15 protein-coding genes are annotated in these 18,060 nt (G+C 34.3%); 10 read left to right on the top strand and 5 right to left on the bottom strand.

Going from position 1 to position 18,060, the window contains the following annotated elements:
* The first annotated feature begins 85 nt into the window (after nucleotides 1-85).
* The 5 genes from metH to GQ47_RS04490 all read left to right on the top strand — a co-directional run bounded on the left by metH (nucleotide 86) and on the right by GQ47_RS04490 (nucleotide 7,493).
* Nucleotides 86-2,761, top strand: coding sequence for a methionine synthase (gene metH, locus GQ47_RS04515; protein WP_081909315.1), 2,676 nt, complete (start codon nucleotides 86-88; stop codon nucleotides 2,759-2,761).
* Between the two features lie 90 nt (nucleotides 2,762-2,851).
* Nucleotides 2,852-3,808: a methylenetetrahydrofolate reductase [NAD(P)H] gene (gene metF / locus GQ47_RS04510; protein ID WP_035645574.1), complete on the top strand. Its 957-nt coding sequence runs from the start codon at nucleotides 2,852-2,854 to the stop codon at nucleotides 3,806-3,808.
* A 232-nt stretch (nucleotides 3,809-4,040) separates the two neighbouring features.
* Entirely contained in the window at nucleotides 4,041-4,694 is a 654-nt protein-coding gene (locus tag GQ47_RS04500; protein WP_035645567.1) for a class I SAM-dependent methyltransferase, read from the top strand.
* 78 nt (nucleotides 4,695-4,772) lie between these two features.
* Complete coding sequence (locus tag GQ47_RS04495) at nucleotides 4,773-5,996, top strand: dicarboxylate/amino acid:cation symporter (RefSeq protein ID WP_035645564.1); 1,224 nt, start codon at nucleotides 4,773-4,775, stop codon at nucleotides 5,994-5,996.
* 87 nt (nucleotides 5,997-6,083) lie between these two features.
* The gene (locus GQ47_RS04490) at nucleotides 6,084-7,493 is read left to right on the top strand and encodes a pyridoxal phosphate-dependent decarboxylase family protein (protein ID WP_035645561.1); all 1,410 of its coding nucleotides are present in this window, start codon (nucleotides 6,084-6,086) and stop codon (nucleotides 7,491-7,493) included.
* A gap of 325 nt (nucleotides 7,494-7,818) precedes the next feature.
* Here GQ47_RS04490 and gldA read toward each other — a convergent pair whose 3' ends face one another.
* A complete protein-coding gene (gene gldA, locus GQ47_RS04485) occupies nucleotides 7,819-8,715 on the bottom strand; it encodes a gliding motility-associated ABC transporter ATP-binding subunit GldA (RefSeq protein ID WP_035645558.1) in 897 nt (298 codons plus the stop codon).
* A gap of 146 nt (nucleotides 8,716-8,861) precedes the next feature.
* On the opposite strand from gldA, the gene GQ47_RS04480 reads away from it, so the two are divergent.
* From GQ47_RS04480 to GQ47_RS04465, 4 genes are all read left to right on the top strand, one after another.
* The gene (locus GQ47_RS04480) at nucleotides 8,862-9,443 is read left to right on the top strand and encodes an outer membrane beta-barrel protein (RefSeq protein ID WP_035645555.1); all 582 of its coding nucleotides are present in this window, start codon (nucleotides 8,862-8,864) and stop codon (nucleotides 9,441-9,443) included.
* A gap of 189 nt (nucleotides 9,444-9,632) precedes the next feature.
* The gene (locus tag GQ47_RS04475) at nucleotides 9,633-10,223 is read left to right on the top strand and encodes an outer membrane beta-barrel protein (RefSeq protein WP_035645553.1); all 591 of its coding nucleotides are present in this window, start codon (nucleotides 9,633-9,635) and stop codon (nucleotides 10,221-10,223) included.
* Between the two features lie 181 nt (nucleotides 10,224-10,404).
* Nucleotides 10,405-11,001, top strand: a complete 597-nt coding sequence (locus GQ47_RS04470) for an outer membrane beta-barrel protein (RefSeq protein ID WP_035645551.1) — start codon at nucleotides 10,405-10,407, stop codon at nucleotides 10,999-11,001.
* 405 nt (nucleotides 11,002-11,406) lie between these two features.
* Nucleotides 11,407-12,753, top strand: coding sequence for a deoxyguanosinetriphosphate triphosphohydrolase (locus GQ47_RS04465; protein WP_035645548.1), 1,347 nt, complete (start codon nucleotides 11,407-11,409; stop codon nucleotides 12,751-12,753).
* Between the two features lie 77 nt (nucleotides 12,754-12,830).
* On the opposite strand, the gene GQ47_RS04460 is transcribed toward GQ47_RS04465, so the two are convergent.
* Genes GQ47_RS04460 through GQ47_RS22795 form a run of 4 tightly spaced genes read right to left on the bottom strand, consistent with a single transcriptional unit; the run spans nucleotide 12,831 to nucleotide 17,407 of the window.
* Nucleotides 12,831-13,832, bottom strand: a complete 1,002-nt coding sequence (locus GQ47_RS04460) for a DUF3078 domain-containing protein (RefSeq protein WP_035645545.1) — start codon at nucleotides 13,830-13,832, stop codon at nucleotides 12,831-12,833.
* A gap of 39 nt (nucleotides 13,833-13,871) precedes the next feature.
* On the bottom strand, nucleotides 13,872-15,659 hold the full coding sequence (locus GQ47_RS04455) for a 1-deoxy-D-xylulose-5-phosphate synthase (protein WP_035645542.1): 1,788 nt from the start codon (nucleotides 15,657-15,659) through the stop codon (nucleotides 13,872-13,874).
* A 51-nt stretch (nucleotides 15,660-15,710) separates the two neighbouring features.
* Nucleotides 15,711-16,574 carry an energy transducer TonB gene (locus GQ47_RS04450; RefSeq protein WP_238567944.1) on the bottom strand — a complete coding sequence of 288 codons (864 nt, stop codon included), beginning with the start codon at nucleotides 16,572-16,574 and terminating at the stop codon, nucleotides 15,711-15,713.
* On the bottom strand, nucleotides 16,574-17,407 hold the full coding sequence (locus GQ47_RS22795) for an energy transducer TonB (RefSeq protein ID WP_051951355.1): 834 nt from the start codon (nucleotides 17,405-17,407) through the stop codon (nucleotides 16,574-16,576). Before GQ47_RS22795 ends, GQ47_RS04450 begins: the two co-directional genes overlap by 1 nt.
* A 61-nt stretch (nucleotides 17,408-17,468) precedes the next feature.
* On the opposite strand from GQ47_RS22795, the gene GQ47_RS04440 reads away from it, so the two are divergent.
* A complete protein-coding gene (locus GQ47_RS04440; protein WP_035645540.1) occupies nucleotides 17,469-17,912 on the top strand; it encodes a nucleoside deaminase in 444 nt (147 codons plus the stop codon).
* The last annotated feature ends 148 nt before the right edge of the window (nucleotides 17,913-18,060 follow it).

Below are 18,060 nucleotides of genomic sequence, written 5' to 3'. Positions count from 1 at the left end.
GTTTTAAAAACCTCGCAGGAAAGAAGATAGAATTAAAAAAACTTAGAACCTTAGAATCTTAGGGCCTTAGTAACTTTAAAAAGAAATGACAGAAAAAAGAAGAGACCTTGTATTATCAGGATTAGAACCGTTGATTATTACGCCCGAAAGTGTTTTCGTGAATGTTGGTGAGCGTACAAACGTAACGGGTTCAAGAAAATTCCTAAGATTAATCAAGGAAGAGAAATATGACGAGGCGCTTGATATTGCAAGACAACAAGTAGAAGGAGGAGCACAGATCATCGATATTAATATGGATGAAGGAATGCTTGACGGTGTTACTGCAATGACTAAATTTTTGAATTTAATTGCTGCAGAACCCGATATTTCGCGAGTGCCAATTATGATTGACAGTTCGAAATGGGAAATCATTGAAGCCGGTCTGAAAGTAGTACAAGGAAAAAGCGTTGTAAACTCGATTTCGTTAAAGGAAGGAGAAGAAGCTTTTATTCATCACGCTAAATTGATCAAACGTTACGGCGCGGCTGCAATTATTATGGCATTTGACGAAGTAGGTCAGGCCGATAATTACGATCGTCGAGTGGAGATTTGTCAGCGTTCTTATGATATTTTGGTGAACAAAGTAGGATTCCCTCCTCAGGATATTATTTTCGATTTAAATATTTTCCCGGTTGCAACGGGAATGGAAGAACATAGGTTGAACGCTTTGGACTTTTTTAGAGGAACAAAATGGGTTCGCGAGAATCTTCCTCACGCGCATATCAGTGGTGGAGTGAGTAACGTTTCGTTTTCTTTTAGAGGAAACGATACGGTTCGTGAAGCCATGCACTCGGTGTTTTTATACCACGCAATTAAAAACGGAATGACGATGGGAATCGTTAATCCTGAAATGTTGACGATTTACGATGATATTCCGAAAGACTTATTAGAACACGTTGAAGACGTAATTTTAGATAGACGCGACGATGCTACAGAACGACTTTTAGATTTTGCAGAGAACGTAAAAGGCGAAGCAAAAAGCGATGAAAAAGTAGTTCAAGAATGGCGTTTTGGAACGGTTCAGGAGCGTATTACACATTCATTGGTAAAAGGAATTGATGCTTTTATTGAAGAAGATGTAGAAGAAGCTCGTTTGGCTGCAGCAAAACCAATTGAAGTTATCGAGATCAATTTGATGACGGGAATGAATGTCGTAGGAGATTTATTCGGAAGCGGAAAAATGTTCTTACCTCAAGTAGTAAAATCGGCACGTGTAATGAAAAAAGCGGTGGCTTATTTACTGCCTTTTATTGAAGCGAGCAAACAAGCCGGAGACAAACAAGGAAACGGAAAAATCCTGATGGCGACTGTAAAAGGTGACGTTCACGATATTGGTAAAAACATCGTTTCGGTGGTTTTGGCTTGTAATAATTACGAGATTGTAGATCTTGGTGTTATGGTGCCTCCGGAAAAAATTATTTCGGCGGCGATTGAACATAATGTAGACATTATTGGATTAAGCGGATTGATCACGCCTTCGCTTGACGAAATGGTTTATTTAGCCAAAGAATTAGACAAACAAGATATTAAAATCCCGATTATGATTGGTGGGGCAACGACTTCGCGCGCGCATACAGCCGTGAAAATTGCGCCTCAATACAGAGAAACTGTAATTCACGTAAACGATGCTTCAAGAGCCGTTACTGTTGCAGGAAACCTGTTGGATCATAACCGAAAAATATATGCGGCAGATATTCGTGCAGAATATGATTCTTTTAGAGAAACATTCTTAAATCGTTCAAGAGATAAAAATTTCCTGACGATTGAAGATGCCCGTAAAAACAAATTACCATTAGATTGGTCTGAATATACTCCGACTAAACCAAAAGTAATTGGCGCACAAACAATCGAAATAGAATTGGATGTTTTGGTACCATATATCGACTGGACGCCATTTTTTCAGACTTGGGAATTGTACGGAAAATATCCTGCGATTTTAACGGATGAGGTTGTGGGAGAACAAGCAACATCTGTTTTTAATGATGCTCAGGCAATGCTTAAAGTAATTCTGGAAGAGAAAAAACTAAAAGCAAAAGGTATTTACGGAATTTTCCCTGCGAATCAGGTTGATGATGATGATATCGAATTGCGTGATGAAAACGGAAAAGTTTTGGAGAAATTCTTAACGCTTCGTCAGCAGTCACAAAAAACAAAAGGTGCCCCGAACATAGCTTTAGCCGATTTTATTCTGCCAAAAGAAAGCGGAATAACCGATTATATGGGGGCTTTTTGTGTAACTACCGGTTTTGGCGTAGATGAATGGGCAGCAGAATTTGAAAAGAATTTAGACGATTATAATTCTATTATGGTGAAAGCGCTTGCCGATCGTTTTGCTGAGGCTTTCGCCGAATATCTTCACGAAAAAGTACGTAAAGATTTCTGGGGTTATGATGCAGAAGAATCTCTGACCAATGAAGAATTGATTAAAGAAAATTATAAAGGAATTCGTCCGGCTCCAGGTTATCCGGCTTGTCCAGACCACTTGGAAAAACCAACAATCTGGAAACTTTTAAATGTAGCGGAAGAAATTGGAGTTACTTTGACAGAAAGTATGGCGATGTGGCCAGCTTCATCGGTTTCAGGATACTATTTCGGAAACCCAAAAAGCCGCTATTTCGGACTCGGAAAAATAAAAGAAGATCAGGTTGTAGATTACGCCAAACGACGCAATGTTCCAACGGATTACGCAATGAAATGGTTAAACCCTAATATAGCAGATTAATAAAAGTTATTTTGGTTTCAGGTTTCAGGTTTCAAGTTCTCTACAGCAACTTGAAACTTGAAACTTAAAACTTGAAACAAAAAACAAAGAATGAAAGTAACAGAACATATAGAAAACGCCAAAGGAAAAACATTATTCTCATTTGAAATTATTCCGCCTCAAAAGGGGAAAAGCATTCAGGAATTATACGATAATATTGATCCGTTAATGGAGTTTAATCCGCCGTTTATTGATGTAACAACTTCTCGTGAAGAATATATTTACATTGACCGCGGTAACGGACTTTTGGATAAAAAGTTAACTCGTATGCGTCCGGGAACGCTTGGAATTTGCGCTTCTATAAAACATAAATACAATGTAGATACGGTTCCGCATTTACTTTGTGGTGGTTTCACTAAAGAAGAAACCGAGTACATGCTGGTTGATTGTCATTATTTAGGGATCAACAATGTAATGGCACTTCGCGGGGATGCAATGAAAGATGAACAATCTTTTGTACCGAAAGCAGGAGGAAATCATTACGCAGTTGATTTGGTTCGTCAAATTAAAGATTTGAATTGCGGAAAATATCTGCATGAAGTGATGGATATCGATAACAAAGCTGATTTTTGTATTGGAGTTGCGGGTTATCCGGAAAAACATTTAGAATCACCTTCTTTACAATCAGATTTAAAAAGATTAAAAGAAAAAGTAGACGCAGGAGCAGATTATGTGGTAACACAGATGTTTTTTGACAACTCGAAATATTTTGCCTTTGTAGAAAAAGCAAGAGAAATGGGCATCACAATTCCGATTATTCCTGGAATTAAACCAATTGCGGTTCAAAGACACTTGCAAGTTTTACCACAGATTTTCAGAATCGATTTACCAGAAGATTTAATCGATGCTGTTGACAAATGCAAAAATAACGCTGAAATCAAACAAGTCGGAATTGAATGGGCGATTCAGCAGTCATTAGAATTAAAAGCGGCTGGAGTTCCGTTTTTACACTATTACTCAATGGGTAAATCGGAGAATATTCGCCAGATCGCGAGTCAGGTTTTTTAAGATTTGACAAAGTTGATCGAGTACAGTTTGTCATTCCGAGGAACGAGGAATCTCCGCAAGTAGCTCCATCCAGTGAATCGCCAATCTTTGTCGAGTTTCTTGCGGAGATTCCTCGTTCCTCGGAATGACAAAAATGACATTGAAGCCGTTAGTGAGGTTGCTTCGTTCCTCGCAATGACAAACGAGGCTTGGAATTTGGATTTTTTTAATTTGGAATTTAACTTTAAAGATCATGAAACAAGAAGAATTACAAGCCATAGCCTCTCAATTAAAACATCCAACGGGAGAAAAAGGAATCGAAATGGGCAATATGATGAACGAAACGAACATCAATATGACCAAACATTCGATTCAGAATCTTAATATATCAAACGAAAATAGAATTCTGGAATTGGGGCACGGGAACGCAGGTCACGTTGAATTTTTGTTTGAACAAGCGGAAAAACTAAAATACTACGGACTGGAAATGTCGGAATTGATGTTTCAGGAAGCACGCCAGATCAATCGAAATTTTGTTTCTCAAAAACAAGCTTTCTTTTCACTTTATGACGGAAATACGATTCCGTTTGAAGAGGAGTTATTCGATAAAATTTTCACTGTAAATACAATTTACTTTTGGCAGAAGCCTGAAGAATTACTTTCGGAAATTTATAGGGTTTTAAAACCAAACGGGAATTTCTGCTTGACGTTTGCTCAGGAAGATTTTATGAAGCAGCTTCCGTTCACTCAATTTGAATTTGAGCTTTACAACACTGAAAAAGCACAAAAACTAATTGAAAAAACAGCTTTTAAAATTGTTTATATTGAAAGTCAGACAGAACAAGTAAAAAGCAAAACAGGCGAACTTGCCGATAGGGTTTTTACTACGATTGTTTTGGAAAAGTAACGAATCAATTTTCGTAATCTTTTTTTGAGTACTTTCATTCTTTATTACTAATCTTTCTGAATTATAATCCTAGCAATTATGGAAGTTAAAAAAATCAATTTTTTACAGAATTATAGCAGTATACTTTTACTTCTTGGCGGAATTATAGTAGGAAGCATTTTCGGATTAGTATTTGGAGAAGATGTTTTGATCATAAAACCGCTTGGTGATATATTTCTGAATTTGCTTTTTACAGCAATTATTCCACTTATATTTTTTACAATCGGTTCTTCGATTGCTAATTTGGAAAGGACAGAAAAATTAGGAAAACTATTCGTTGTAATGATTTTGGTTTTTCTCACCACAATTCTTATTTCGGCAATTGTTATGATTTTTGCCGTTTATCTTTTTCCCATTCATCAGGATATAGCGATTACTAAAATTCCGTTTGAAAAGATTGAATCAGGATCAGTTGGAGATCAAATTGCAAAATTGCTTACAGCAAATGATTTTTTTGAATTGCTTTCGCGAAAAAGTATGCTGGCACTTATTGTTTTTTCTTTTTTAATTGGCTTTGCAACATTGCAATCTGGTGAAAAAGGAAATGCTTTCAAGAGTTTTCTGGATTCAGGAAACGAGGTTATGAAACAGCTTTTGAATATTATAATGAAATTCGCTCCAATTGGTTTGGGAGCATATTTTGCTTATCAGGTTGGTATTTTCGGACCGCAATTGTTTGGCGTTTATGCAAAACCAATGGCCGTTTATTATGCAGCTTGCATCTTTTATTTCTTTTTATTTTTTAGTTTATATGCGCTTGTGGCTGGAGGGAAAAGAGCTTTTAAAGTTTTTTGGAGTAACAATATTACGCCTTCGTTAACCGCAATAGGAACGTGCAGTAGTATTGCCACGATTCCCGCAAATCTTGATGCAGCGCAAAAAATGGGAATTCCGGCGCATGTTCGTAATTTGGTGATTCCGCTTGGAGCGCCTTTGCATAAAGATGGTTCAAGTATGTCATCCATCTTAAAAATAACCTTTTTGTTTGCCATGTTTGGAAAGGATTTTACAGAGCCGTCAACCATTCTTTTGGCTTTAGGAATTACCGTAATTGTTTCGATTGTTGAAGGAGGAATTCCAAACGGAGGTTATATTGGAGAAGTTTTAGCGATTACAGTTTACGGTTTTCCGATGGAACAAGCTTTGCCAGTTGCCATGATTTTAGGAACTTTGGTCGATCCAATCGCTACTTTATTAAATGCCAATGGCGATGTAATATGCTCGATGTTGGTTTCCAGATTCTCCGAAAAAACCAAATGGTAGCTTTTAGCTAAGTTTTACATTTTTACATTAAATATTAATTAACCTGTTTTCTACTGAAAAATCAGTAGAGAATCAACATTGTATAATATGAATTCAATACTACAACATGATCTAAACAATTTCGAAGTTATCTTAGAAAAAGCAAAACAACAAGGAATTAATTTTTTGAATGACCTTGACAATATTCCAACTTCAAATAAAAATACAATTGATCCTGCAAATAATCTAAACGAATTTGGTTTAGGTTCGATTGAAGCTTTAAAGGAATTTAATGAACGTTTGGCTCCTTTAATGGTTTCTTCGCCTGGACCGCGTTATTTAGGTTTTGTTACGGGTGGTTCAACGCCAGCATCTATTGTTGGTGACTGGCTTGCTTCGGTTTACGATCAAAATACGCAGGCTATAAAAGCACAGGGTGGTGCGTCGGCATTGATTGAGTTTGAAACGATTAATTTGTTATTGCAATTACTAGAATTGCCAGATTCATTTATTGGTGGATTTGTAACTGGTGCAACCATGTCGAATTTCACCTCTCTAGGTGTTGCCAGACAATGGTTTGGAAAACAGCTCGGAAAAGATTTTGCCAAAAACGGAATTTCAGAAACGATAAATATTTTAACAGCAACACCACATTCTTCTTCAATTAAATGTTTATCAATGCTTGGAATTGGAAGCCAAAATTATACGACCGTAAAAACATTAGAAGGCAATCGTGAAGCTCTTGATCTTGTTGATTTAGAAGAAAATATTCAGAAATTAAATGGAAAACCATTTATCTTGATTTCAAGCGCAGGAACTGTAAATACAGCAGATTTTGATGATTTTGAAGCCATTTCAAAACTGAGAAAAAAATACAAATTCTGGTGGCATATTGATGCCGCTTTTGGTGGCTTTGCAGCGGTTTCGGAAAAGTTTAAACATTTAGTTGAAGGTTGGGAAGGAGCAGACAGTATTACAATTGATTGTCATAAATGGCTGAATGTCCCGTATGAAAGTGCTTTTTATTTGATTAAAAAAGAACATGCCAATCTGCAGGTTGAAACATTTCAAAATTCGAATGCGCCTTATTTAGGAAATCCGTTGGAGAATTTCAATTATTTGAATGTGCTTCCTGAAAATTCACGTCGTTTGAGAGCGCTTCCAGCTTGGTTTTCTTTGCGTGCTTATGGAAAAGAAGGATTTAAAGATATTGTTGAAAATAGTACTTCGTTAGCATTGCATTTTGGAAATGCCTTGATTGCAACTGGAAGTTTTGAGTTATTGGCTCCAATTAGGCTGAATAATGTTTGTTTTACTTTAAAAGGAAATCATAATCAAGACAAAGTAAGCGAGTTTTTGACTATTTTGAATGATAAAGGGAGAGTCTTCATGACGCCGACAGTTTATGAAGGCCGAAAAGGAATCAGGGCTTCTTTTGTGAATTGGCGTACAACAGAAGAAGATATTAAAATCATTATAGAAGAATTAAAAACGTCTATTCTTGATTTAGAAATATAATAGTTTCAATAAAATAAAAAGAGCCTGTTAACTACAATCAGGCTCTTTACTAACACAAAAAAAAACAAAAAACAAGAATCGAAAGGTTGATTAAATCATGAAATTATTATAATTTCCTGTGCAAATATAATACTATTTATATCAAGTCTAAATAAAAATAGTTAAAAATAAATAATAAAATTTTAATCGTTTGAAAACGAGTTAATAAGCTGTGCTTAAAAAGTAAAAAGGTTAGAAAAGGTTTTTTTAGAAGTTGTTTGAAAAAGAAAAGCCAATTTATTCTGTGAAAAGAACAAATTGGCTTTATATGTTTTTATGAAAAATATTACTTGGTGATTTCTCTGAAAACAGCTTCCAGATTTTTATTCTTCTGATTTAATTGAAGTGTTTTCAAGCCATTTTCATTAGCAAAATCAAATATTGCAGGGCGCATATCTTTTTCGGTTACAAAAGTAAGTTCCCATGTCATGTCATGTGTATTTACATAAGAAGCTATGTTTTCTAGTTTCGCCAAAAGTTGTTGTTCTACTTGGTAATCAAACTCAACTTCAATGACTTGCTCTTTATCTGTAGCAACTAAATGATCTAATTTGTTATCGGCAACAATTTGTCCTTTGTCAATAATTATGACACGATCGCAAATTGCTTCGACTTCCTGCATAATGTGTGTTGATAAAAAAACGGTTTTATCTTTCCCTACATTTTTGATTACATTTCGAATTTCCATTAACTGATTCGGATCCAGTCCGGTAGTTGGTTCGTCCAAAATTAAAACGTCTGGATTATGCAGTAAAGCATTGGCAAGGCCCACACGCTGGCGATATCCTTTTGACAATTGGCTAATCTTTTTATGGCTTTCCGGTGTCAGTCCTGTCAGTTGAATAACTTCTTCGATTCTTGCTTTCGGAACATTATAAACATCGGCATTAAAAGCCAAATATTCACGAACATACAAATCTAAATACAACGGATTGTGTTCTGGTAAATAGCCAATCGATCGTTGCACTTCTTTAGTGTTTGTCATGACATCGTGGCTATTTACAAGGGCTGAACCGCTATCGGCAAGTAAATACGTAGTCAAAATTTTCATTAAAGTAGATTTTCCAGCTCCGTTTGGACCAAGAAATCCCACGATTTCTCCTTTCTCAATTTTAAAAGAAATTTCATTTAAAGCTTTTTGCTCTCCGTAACTTTTTGATATGCTGTTTACTTCTATCGACATGGACTTTTTATTTACTGCAAAAGTAACGAGAAATAGTTTCGATTACTACATTTTGTCTTTTAAAAATAATGATAAAAAATAGGAGAGCCCTTTATTCGCGGCATCGTTATTGTTAAAGGATTGCTAAATTAAAATATACCCAAATCATGAAAAAATTTTTAGTGATAGCTGCCCTGGCTATCTGCAGTTTTGCAAATGCTCAAAAAGGAACAATCTTAGTAGGTGGAAACATTGGCTACACTTCTGAAAAATCAGAATTCCAATTTAGTGAAGCAAAAGCAAGCACATTTAGCTTTTCTCCAAAAGTAGGTTACCAATTTAATGATAACTGGACAGTAGGTGGAGAGTTTACAGTTAGTTCAGCTACTACTGACAATGGAAGTGTTGAAGAAAAAGACAACAGATTCAAATTAGGAGGATTTGTACGTTATTCAGTGCCATTAAGCCAAACGTTTTCTGTTTTTGCTGATATGGGAGCAGGTTTCCAAAACTTAAAAAATAAAACGTACGGTCCTGGAAATGCTTTTTCAAAAGACAAAGCTGATGGTGTGTATGTAGGTATTACTCCAGCTCTTTTTATTAACATGAAAAAAGGTTTCGGATTAAACTTCAGCATTGGTGGTTTAGGATACGAGACTTTAAGTTATGACAATAATGGTCCTGATTACAGTAAGTTCTACTTCAACTTCGGTCAAACTTTTAATATTGGAGTTTCTAAAAACTTCTAGTCTTAATTTTTATTCAATTTCAGAAAGCATCCGCCATGGCGGATGCTTTTTTTATATGGTATTTGTTTGGGATATTATTTTGTTTTCTTAATGATTTGGTAATAAAAAGTTTACTTTTTGTATGGGGTTTTTAAAAGCCGCGGCATTGTTCTTGTTAAACAATAGCTTGAATTTAAATCTCAAACCATTATGAAAAAAATGTTACTTATTGCAATGTTAACTGTTTTTGGCGCCATGCATGCCCAAAAAGGATCTGTTTTAGTTATGGGAAGTATTGAATATAATTCTCAAAATGCATCAGCCACGAATTCAGAAACTAAATCTAATTCTTTTATTTTTTGGCCAAAAGTTGGATATCAATTTCATGAAAACTGGACAGCAGGTATTGAAGGAGGAATTGGAACTTCAAAAAATGAGTCAAGATATGCTGAAAGTTCTGAAAACAAATCTAATGTTTTTTCAGTAGGAGGGTTTTTGCGTTATTCTAAACCTTTAAATGAAACTTTTGCTGCCTATGTGGATTTAGGATCTGGATATCAGAATCAAAAAAATACAAGTATTAACGGGCCAATTTCGACGGTTAATAAAGGTAACGGATTTTATGTTGGTCTTACTCCAGCAATTTTTATCAATGTTCATAAAGGTTTTGGTTTGAACTTTAATATTGGAGGTTTAGGATATAATACTTTTAATAATGAAGATGATAACTATAACGATTCTAAAAACTTTAATTTTTCTTTCGGAAAAGCATTCTCGGTTGGTATTTCAAAGAATTTTTAATTTTGAAACCATATAAATTCAATTTAAAAAAGCATCCGATAAGGGTGCTTTTTTTGTTTTTATATGATGTTAATTTAATTTGTAATGTGTTGTTTTTGAATGTATTTTGTTAAGAATACAACAAATTGATTCATTGGCATCTTTCTTGTTAAATAGATTACAAATTTAACAAATATCACTTATGAAAAAAATTCTAGTTGTTGTTGCACTGGCAATGTTCAGTTTTGCAAATGCCCAAAAAAAAGGGTCGATTTTGGTTATGGGAAGTGTAAGTTATAATTCTCAAAAAAGATCAAATATCCCAGGAGATAATACATATAATTATTTTGGTTTTTCACCAAAAGTTGGATATCAATTTCATGAAAATTGGGCGGCGGGTATTGAAAGTGGAGTATCGACAGTAAAAGATAAGATTCCAAATTCGTATTCTAATAAAACAAATGCGTTTTCTGTTGGAGGTTTTTTGCGTTATACTAAAACTTTAAATCAGACTTTTGCGGCTTATGCTGATTTGGGCATGGGGTATCAAAATACAAAACATACATATAATAACGAAGCAATAAATTCAAGTACAATTGACAAAGGAAATGGATTTTACACAAATCTTACACCAGCAATTTTTATTAATGTCCATAACGGTTTTGGCCTGAATTTTAATATTGGAGGACTTGAATATGGAACTTTAAATTATGATGGCGATAGTGGAGAAACAACTTCCAAAAACTTTAATTTTACTTTTGGACAGTCTTTTTCTGTGGGCGTTTCAAAGAATTTTTAATCTCGAAATTATATATAAAAAAAAGCATCCGTGTGCGCGGATGCTTTTTTGTTAAATAGAGATTTTTTGAAAATTAAAATTTCTCGTCTAGCCCCGATAGGAGCGGCATCCTTTTTCTGGCTTCTTTAGCCAGGAAAAGATATAGCGGATAGCGGGACTATACTTGTTTTGAAACCAAAAATTTTCTGCTTCTAAAAAAATAATGCCGCGATTATGATTTTATGCTTAATGACTAAATTATTCGCCACGAATTCACGAATTTTTACAAATCATTATGTTTAAATAATTCGTGAATTCGTGGCGAATAAAACTTAATAAGTGACATATTTTATCCTAAAATAAAACGTATTTTTGACGGTTAAATGAATAATCTAAAGTCTAAAATCAGAAATCTAAAATATTAAAATGAACTGGGAACAACTTTTATCATTAAAACGTCAGGGCGATACAAGCAAAAGATTACGAGTAGAACAAGATGACACACGTTTAGGTTTTGAGGTTGATTATGACCGAATTATTTTTTCTTCTGCGTTTAGAAGTTTACAGGATAAAACCCAGGTTATTCCACTTTCAAAAACAGATTTTGTGCATACCAGATTAACGCACAGTTTAGAAGTTTCGGTTGTTGGAAGGTCATTAGGACGTTTGGTCGGGAAGAAAATTCTTGAGAAATATCCTTATTTAAAAGAAATTCACGGCTATCAGATGAATGATTTTGGTGCGATTGTGGCTGCGGCTTCTTTGGCACATGATATTGGGAATCCGCCTTTTGGACATTCAGGTGAAAAAGCAATTGGAGAATATTTTTCTAGCGGAAAAGGATTGAAATACAAGGATAAATTAACGGCAAAACAATGGCAGGATTTAATTGATTTTGAAGGAAATGCCAATGGTTTTTCTGTTTTAACCGCAAGCCGTCCGGGAATTGAAGGCGGACTTCGAATTTCATATGCTACTTTAGGCGCTTTTATGAAATATCCAAAAGAAAGTCTTCCTAAAAAACCAACAAACAATATTTCGGATAAAAAATATGGTTTTTTCCAATCAGATAAATTGTTTTTTGAAGAAGTAGCTCAGGATATGGGATTGATTGCCAATAAAGAAGATGGCGATATTGGTTTTGAAAGACATCCTTTAGCTTATTTAGTAGAAGCTGCAGATGATATTTGCTACACGATAATCGATTTTGAAGACGGAATAAATCTTGGTTTGGTTTCTGAAGATTATGCTTTAGAATATTTAATTAAACTGGTAAAAGATAATATTGGTGTTGCAAAATATAAATTATTAGAGACCAAAGAAGACCGAATTAGTTATTTACGGGCTTTGGCAATTGGTGCTTTAATCAACGACGCTGTTGATGTTTTTATAGAAAATGAAGAAGCGATTCTGGCTGGAAATTTTCCTTTTGCTTTAACCGATAAAAGCAAATACAAGGCGCAAATGAATGATATCATCAAATTGAGTGTTGATAAAATCTACCAAAGCCGTGAAGTTATTGAGAAAGAAATTGTAGGCTATCAAATCATCCAGACTTTACTAGATAAATTTATTACGGCATTCAACAATAAATATGAAGGAACAGCATCAAATTATGATAAACTGATTCTTAAAATGCTTCCTGAAAAACATCATTTAGAAAAAGGTAATTTATACGAACGCTTGCTTCATATTTGCCATTATGTTTCCCTTTTAACAGATGGAAATGCACTTGAATTATATGAAATGATCAGCGGTCGAAAAAAGAGATAATATTCCTTTTGCTATAAAAGAAACAGCCGATAAAACATTTGTTTTATCGGCTGTTTTTTTATGAGGTGAAAAGTTATTTATTGAAAAGCATAAACTAAACCAACACCAAGAACTTGACGTAATTGCATTCTCGGGCCGTCATTAACTTGTGTTTTTGCTCCTGTAGCAGGATCAATAACGTCTTTTTTTGTTTTGATATCGTCGTCATATACTAAATGAACGCCAATATTTGCTTTTACATAAGCATTAACAACTAGATCCAGTTTTGTGTCGTAGTCGATATCTACGTTTCCAAATTTGTTTAAATAATCGGTGTACAAGCTCAGTCTGTTTTCATAAAAGACGTTTTTGTAAATTTCGTTTTTCATGTAAGCTGTAAACAAAATACCAAATTCGGCTTTTACTTTCTGGCCTTCTTCAACCAAGATTTGACTAGTAGGGTCAACAGGATCAGCTATATAAACTGCTTTTTTAACCCCAAATGCACCTTGATTCGCTAAATATTGATCAAGAACTAAAGTAGTCTTTAAAGTTATTGGTGAGAAATAAAATACTCTGTCTTTTTTCTTATTTGAGTTTTCAGCTCCGGCTCCAAGGAAAATATAAGCTGGTGCAAATGGTTTCGAAATTGCAACATCGCGATTTGGATAATTATAACCATTTGTAAACTGCGTATTGAAATTTAATTTTGCTGAGTAATACCAGTTTGAAAGGGTATCTTTTCTAAAACCGTAAGTTGAGTTGAATTGAACAGCATCGTCTGTTTTTCTTAATTCGATTCCGTCCTGTTTATTTAAACCATATTTTACAATAAGTTCATTTACCCATTTGTGATTTCCTTTGATATAATTTCTTCCAAATTCACCCTTAAAAAGCCCAGAAATCGAGCTGGTTCCCCCGGCGCTCCAGTTCACAAAAGCAATTTCAGAAATATCAAAACCCAATTTGTTTTTTGCACTCCAGTTTGAAGGAAGTTTTGGAATCTGATTTGGATCCAAAGTCGTTTGTATAATCTGAGCAAAATTATTTGAAGTACTCAATAATAACAACAGCAAAAGGGCAGAACGTAATAATTTCATTAGGCTTAATTTTGGTTTTTTTTTGGTTGTGCAAAATAATTATTTTGAACGATTAGAAAAAAGATTTATCAAACTTTTAACGTCAATTTTACATAAATGTTGCAGTTGCAGCACGCTTCCATGCTCAATAAAATGGTCCGGAATGCCTAAAATTTCAATGTTGTTTTTAAAATTATTTGCTGCTGCATATTCTAAAACAGCACTTCCAAAACCACCATTTTTAACCCCGTCTTCGATTGTAATAATATGTTCAAAGGTTGAGAATATGTGTTTTAATGTATTGATGTCTAATGGTTTAATAAAGCTGAAGCTGTAATGAGCAAAAGAATCTGAATTGCTACATTCTTTTAAGGCTTCAATAACATTATTTCCAATTGTTCCGGTCGAAAGCACAGCAATTTCCGTACCATCTTTTAAACATTTTGCGGGACCAATTTCAATTTTTTCATATTGTCCGAAATTTTCTACTTCCCATTTAGGTAAAACGCCGCGTCCGCGAGGATATCGTATCGCAATCGGATGATTTAATCCTAATTGTGCCGTATATAAAATGTTTTGAAGTTCAATTTCGTTGAGTGGAGCATAAATAATGATATTTGGAATAGCTCTTAAATAGGCAATATCAAAAACACCGTGATGTGTTGCGCCATCTTCCCCAACTAAACCAGCTCGGTCTAAACAGAAAATTACGGGTAAATTTTGCAACGCTACATCATGAATAACCTGATCGTAGGCGCGTTGTAAAAAAGTCGAATAAATATTGCAATATACCATCATGCCTTGCGTAGCCATTCCAGCGGCAAGTGTTACGGCATGTTGTTCTGCTATTCCAACATCAAAAGCACGTTCCGGCAATTCATCCATCATGAATTTTAAAGAACTTCCAGATGGCATTGCGGGCGTGATTCCGATTATTTTTTTGTTCTTTTTGGCCAAATCCAAAATAGTCAAACCAAAAACATCCTGATATTTCGGCGGAAGATTTTCTTCTGATTTTAAATGAATTTCTCCGGTAGAAGCATCAAATTTTCCAGGAGCATGATATTTTACCTGATTTTCCTCAGCTTGTTGCAAACCTTTTCCTTTTGTGGTTACAATATGAAGAAATTTAGGGCCTTTTATTTTCTTTAATCGATTTAATTCTTTGATCAATGTAGGGAAATCATGTCCGTCGATTGGGCCAGAATAATCAAAATTCAGCGATTTTATAATGTTATTCTGCTTCGGATTTTTTCCATTTTTAACTGCAGTCAGATATTTTTTTAAAGCACCAACACTTGGATCAATTCCGATAGCATTGTCGTTTAGAATGACTAAAATATTGGCATCAGTAACTCCGGCGTGATTCAAGCCTTCAAAAGCCATTCCGCTGGCAATCGATGCATCGCCGATTACTGCTATATGTTCTTTTTCAAAACTACCTTTTAGTTTAGAAGCAATCGCCATTCCGAGCGCTGCAGAAATAGAAGTCGAAGAATGTCCAACTCCGAAAGTATCATAAATGCTTTCACTTCTTTTTGGAAAACCAGAAACGCCGTCTATTTGTCTGTTTGTATGGAAGTTTTCTCGTCTTTCGGTAAGGATTTTGTGACCGTAAGCCTGATGTCCAACATCCCAAACCAATAAATCGTCTGGAGTATTAAAAACATAATGCAAAGCAATTGTAAGTTCTACAACGCCTAAACTCGCTCCCAAATGTCCTTCTTTTACAGAAACTATATCAATGATGAATTGACGTAACTCCTGGGCAACTTGTGTTAGTTGCTCTTCTTTTAAAAGACGTAAATCGGCAGGATTGTATATGTTTGAAAGTAAATCGCTTTTCATTGTATGGTAAAAAGCAAATTTACGGTTTTAAATTTAATTTTATTGTGAGATCTATTGCAATACTATTGGTAAAGAATATTGTCTTTTTACTTTTTTGCCATTAATTTCTCCCGGTTGCCATTTCGGACATAAACTTAAAACTCGGATAAGTTCTTTTTCTAAAGATTCATCAACAGCAGGTTGAGATTGAAGATAAGATACAGAACCATTTTTTTCTACTGCAAATGCGAGAATGATTTTCAATTTTCCAATATTTGAGCCTTCTGGTTTTTTAAATTCTTTCTCAAAAAAAGTGTAGAATTGATCAATTCCGCCAGGAAATTCTGCATTGGTTTCAACAGCGATTCCACCATTATAAACTGGTTCCTCTATTTTCTTTTTAGAATCAATATTTGGAGATTTCTCTTTTTTTGTATTTTCTACAGGATTTTTTACAAATTTAACCTGATCAACTTTTGGTGGAGGTGGTGGCGGTAAAGGGTTATGAAGAGAATCATTTGGATTGATTTTAATGTCTCCAACAGTAACATGCTCTTTTGTAATAGTATCTGTTACAACTTCAACTTTATCAATTTTCTGTTTTTTTCCTTCTTTATTTTGACAACTAAACAAAGTCGTACCCATTGCAATAAACAAAGCCAGCAAAAACATTTTATAATAATTAGTTTGTGTATACAAAACACGACTCGGAATTTGAACAATCACAGAATCTAATTGCGATTTTCTAAATCTTCCGCAAATTTTATTATTTTGATTTTGGATGAAAAAATGCTGGATTTCTTCTGATAACATAGAAGTAAAATCAACAACTGTTTTAGAGCAGCTTAAACAGAAACGATCATTTCCACTTGGAGTCATTTTGTTCCAGTCTTGATGGCAAGGTTCAGGAATTGTAATTATATGTTTTCTTTCCATTATTTAATTGTGATTGGTAAGGTATAAGAAGAACGGACAATTTTGCCGTTAAGTTTTCCGGGAATCCAGTTTGGAGCTGTTTTTAAAACTTTAATTGCTTCTTCTCCAATTTCTTTTGGTGTATTTTTAGCAATGTTGAAATTGCTCAAAGTGCCATCTTCCTCTACAACAAACACCATAGATATTTTTCCCTGAAATTTTTCTGATCGATCTGGCTTAACATAATTTTTATCGAAAAACGCATAGAAGTTTTTCATTCCATTTTCTGGAACTGGAGAAACCTCTAAATCAGTTGAATTGTATATTATACTATATTTAAAACTTCCTGTCTCAATAATATTAGGAGGAACTACCGCACCCATCATAATTCTTTCACTATATTTTTTTGTTTTTACTTTTTTAGATTCGACCTGATGTCCATAACAAGAGGAAATATTCTCGCTTTCATCTTGATCTTGAGTTGAATTTTCAACAATCTCGATATTGTTAATTTTATTTTTGTTCCCATTTTTATCTGCACAGCTAAACAAAGTTGTTCCCATGGCAACAAATAAAGCAAGCAAAAACATTTTATGATAATTGGTCTGCGAATAAAGAACGCGACTCGGAATTTGAATTGTGATTGTTTTTAATTGCGAATTTTTAAATCTTCCGCAAATTTTATTATTTTGATTTTGAATGAAATAATGTTGAACTTCTTCAGGAAGCATGGACGTAAAATCAACAACGGTTTTAGAACAGTTCATACAAAAACGGCCATTATCTTTTGGCGTCATTTCGTCCCAGTTTTCATGGCATGGTTCGGGAATTGTTATTTTGTATTTTCTTTCCATATTCAAATATCAAAAAATAAATGTAATAAAAAATAAGTTCTAAAATCTTATTTTTGCAACTATGATAAATCCTTTCACAGACGAATACTTCATGAAAAAAGCTTTGCAGGAAGCTGAAATGGCTTTTGAAAAAGGCGAAATTCCTGTTGGAGCCATCATCGTTGTTGCTGATAAAATAATCGCAAGAAGTCATAATTTGACGGAATTATTAAATGACGTAACTGCTCACGCCGAAATGCAATCCATAACTGCAGCAGCAAATTTTCTTGGAGGAAAATATCTAAAAGATTGCACACTTTATGTTACGCTCGAGCCTTGTCAAATGTGTGCAGGAGCTTTGTATTGGAGTCAGATTTCAAAAATTGTTTTCGGTGCGCGCGACGAGCAACGTGGTTTCATTGCTATGGGAACTAAACTTCATCCAAAAACTACCGTCGTTTCTGGTATAATGGCCAATGAAGCGGCAGATTTAATGAAACGTTTTTTTCTGGAAAGACGTAAATAATCTTTTGAAATTTACTCTAATTCATCTCAAAATTGCTTTTAAACTTCAACAAAAGTTAAATATTTTTACTAAAGAAATTTCTTCTTAAAAAAGCTCAGAAAATATTTTATATTTACTACAATATATTAATCATTTGATAGTTATAGGA

The organism is Flavobacterium sp. ASV13, assembly GCF_000745775.1.
Lineage (GTDB): Bacteria > Bacteroidota > Bacteroidia > Flavobacteriales > Flavobacteriaceae > Flavobacterium.
This window is presented reverse-complemented; position numbering and strand designations above follow the sequence as displayed.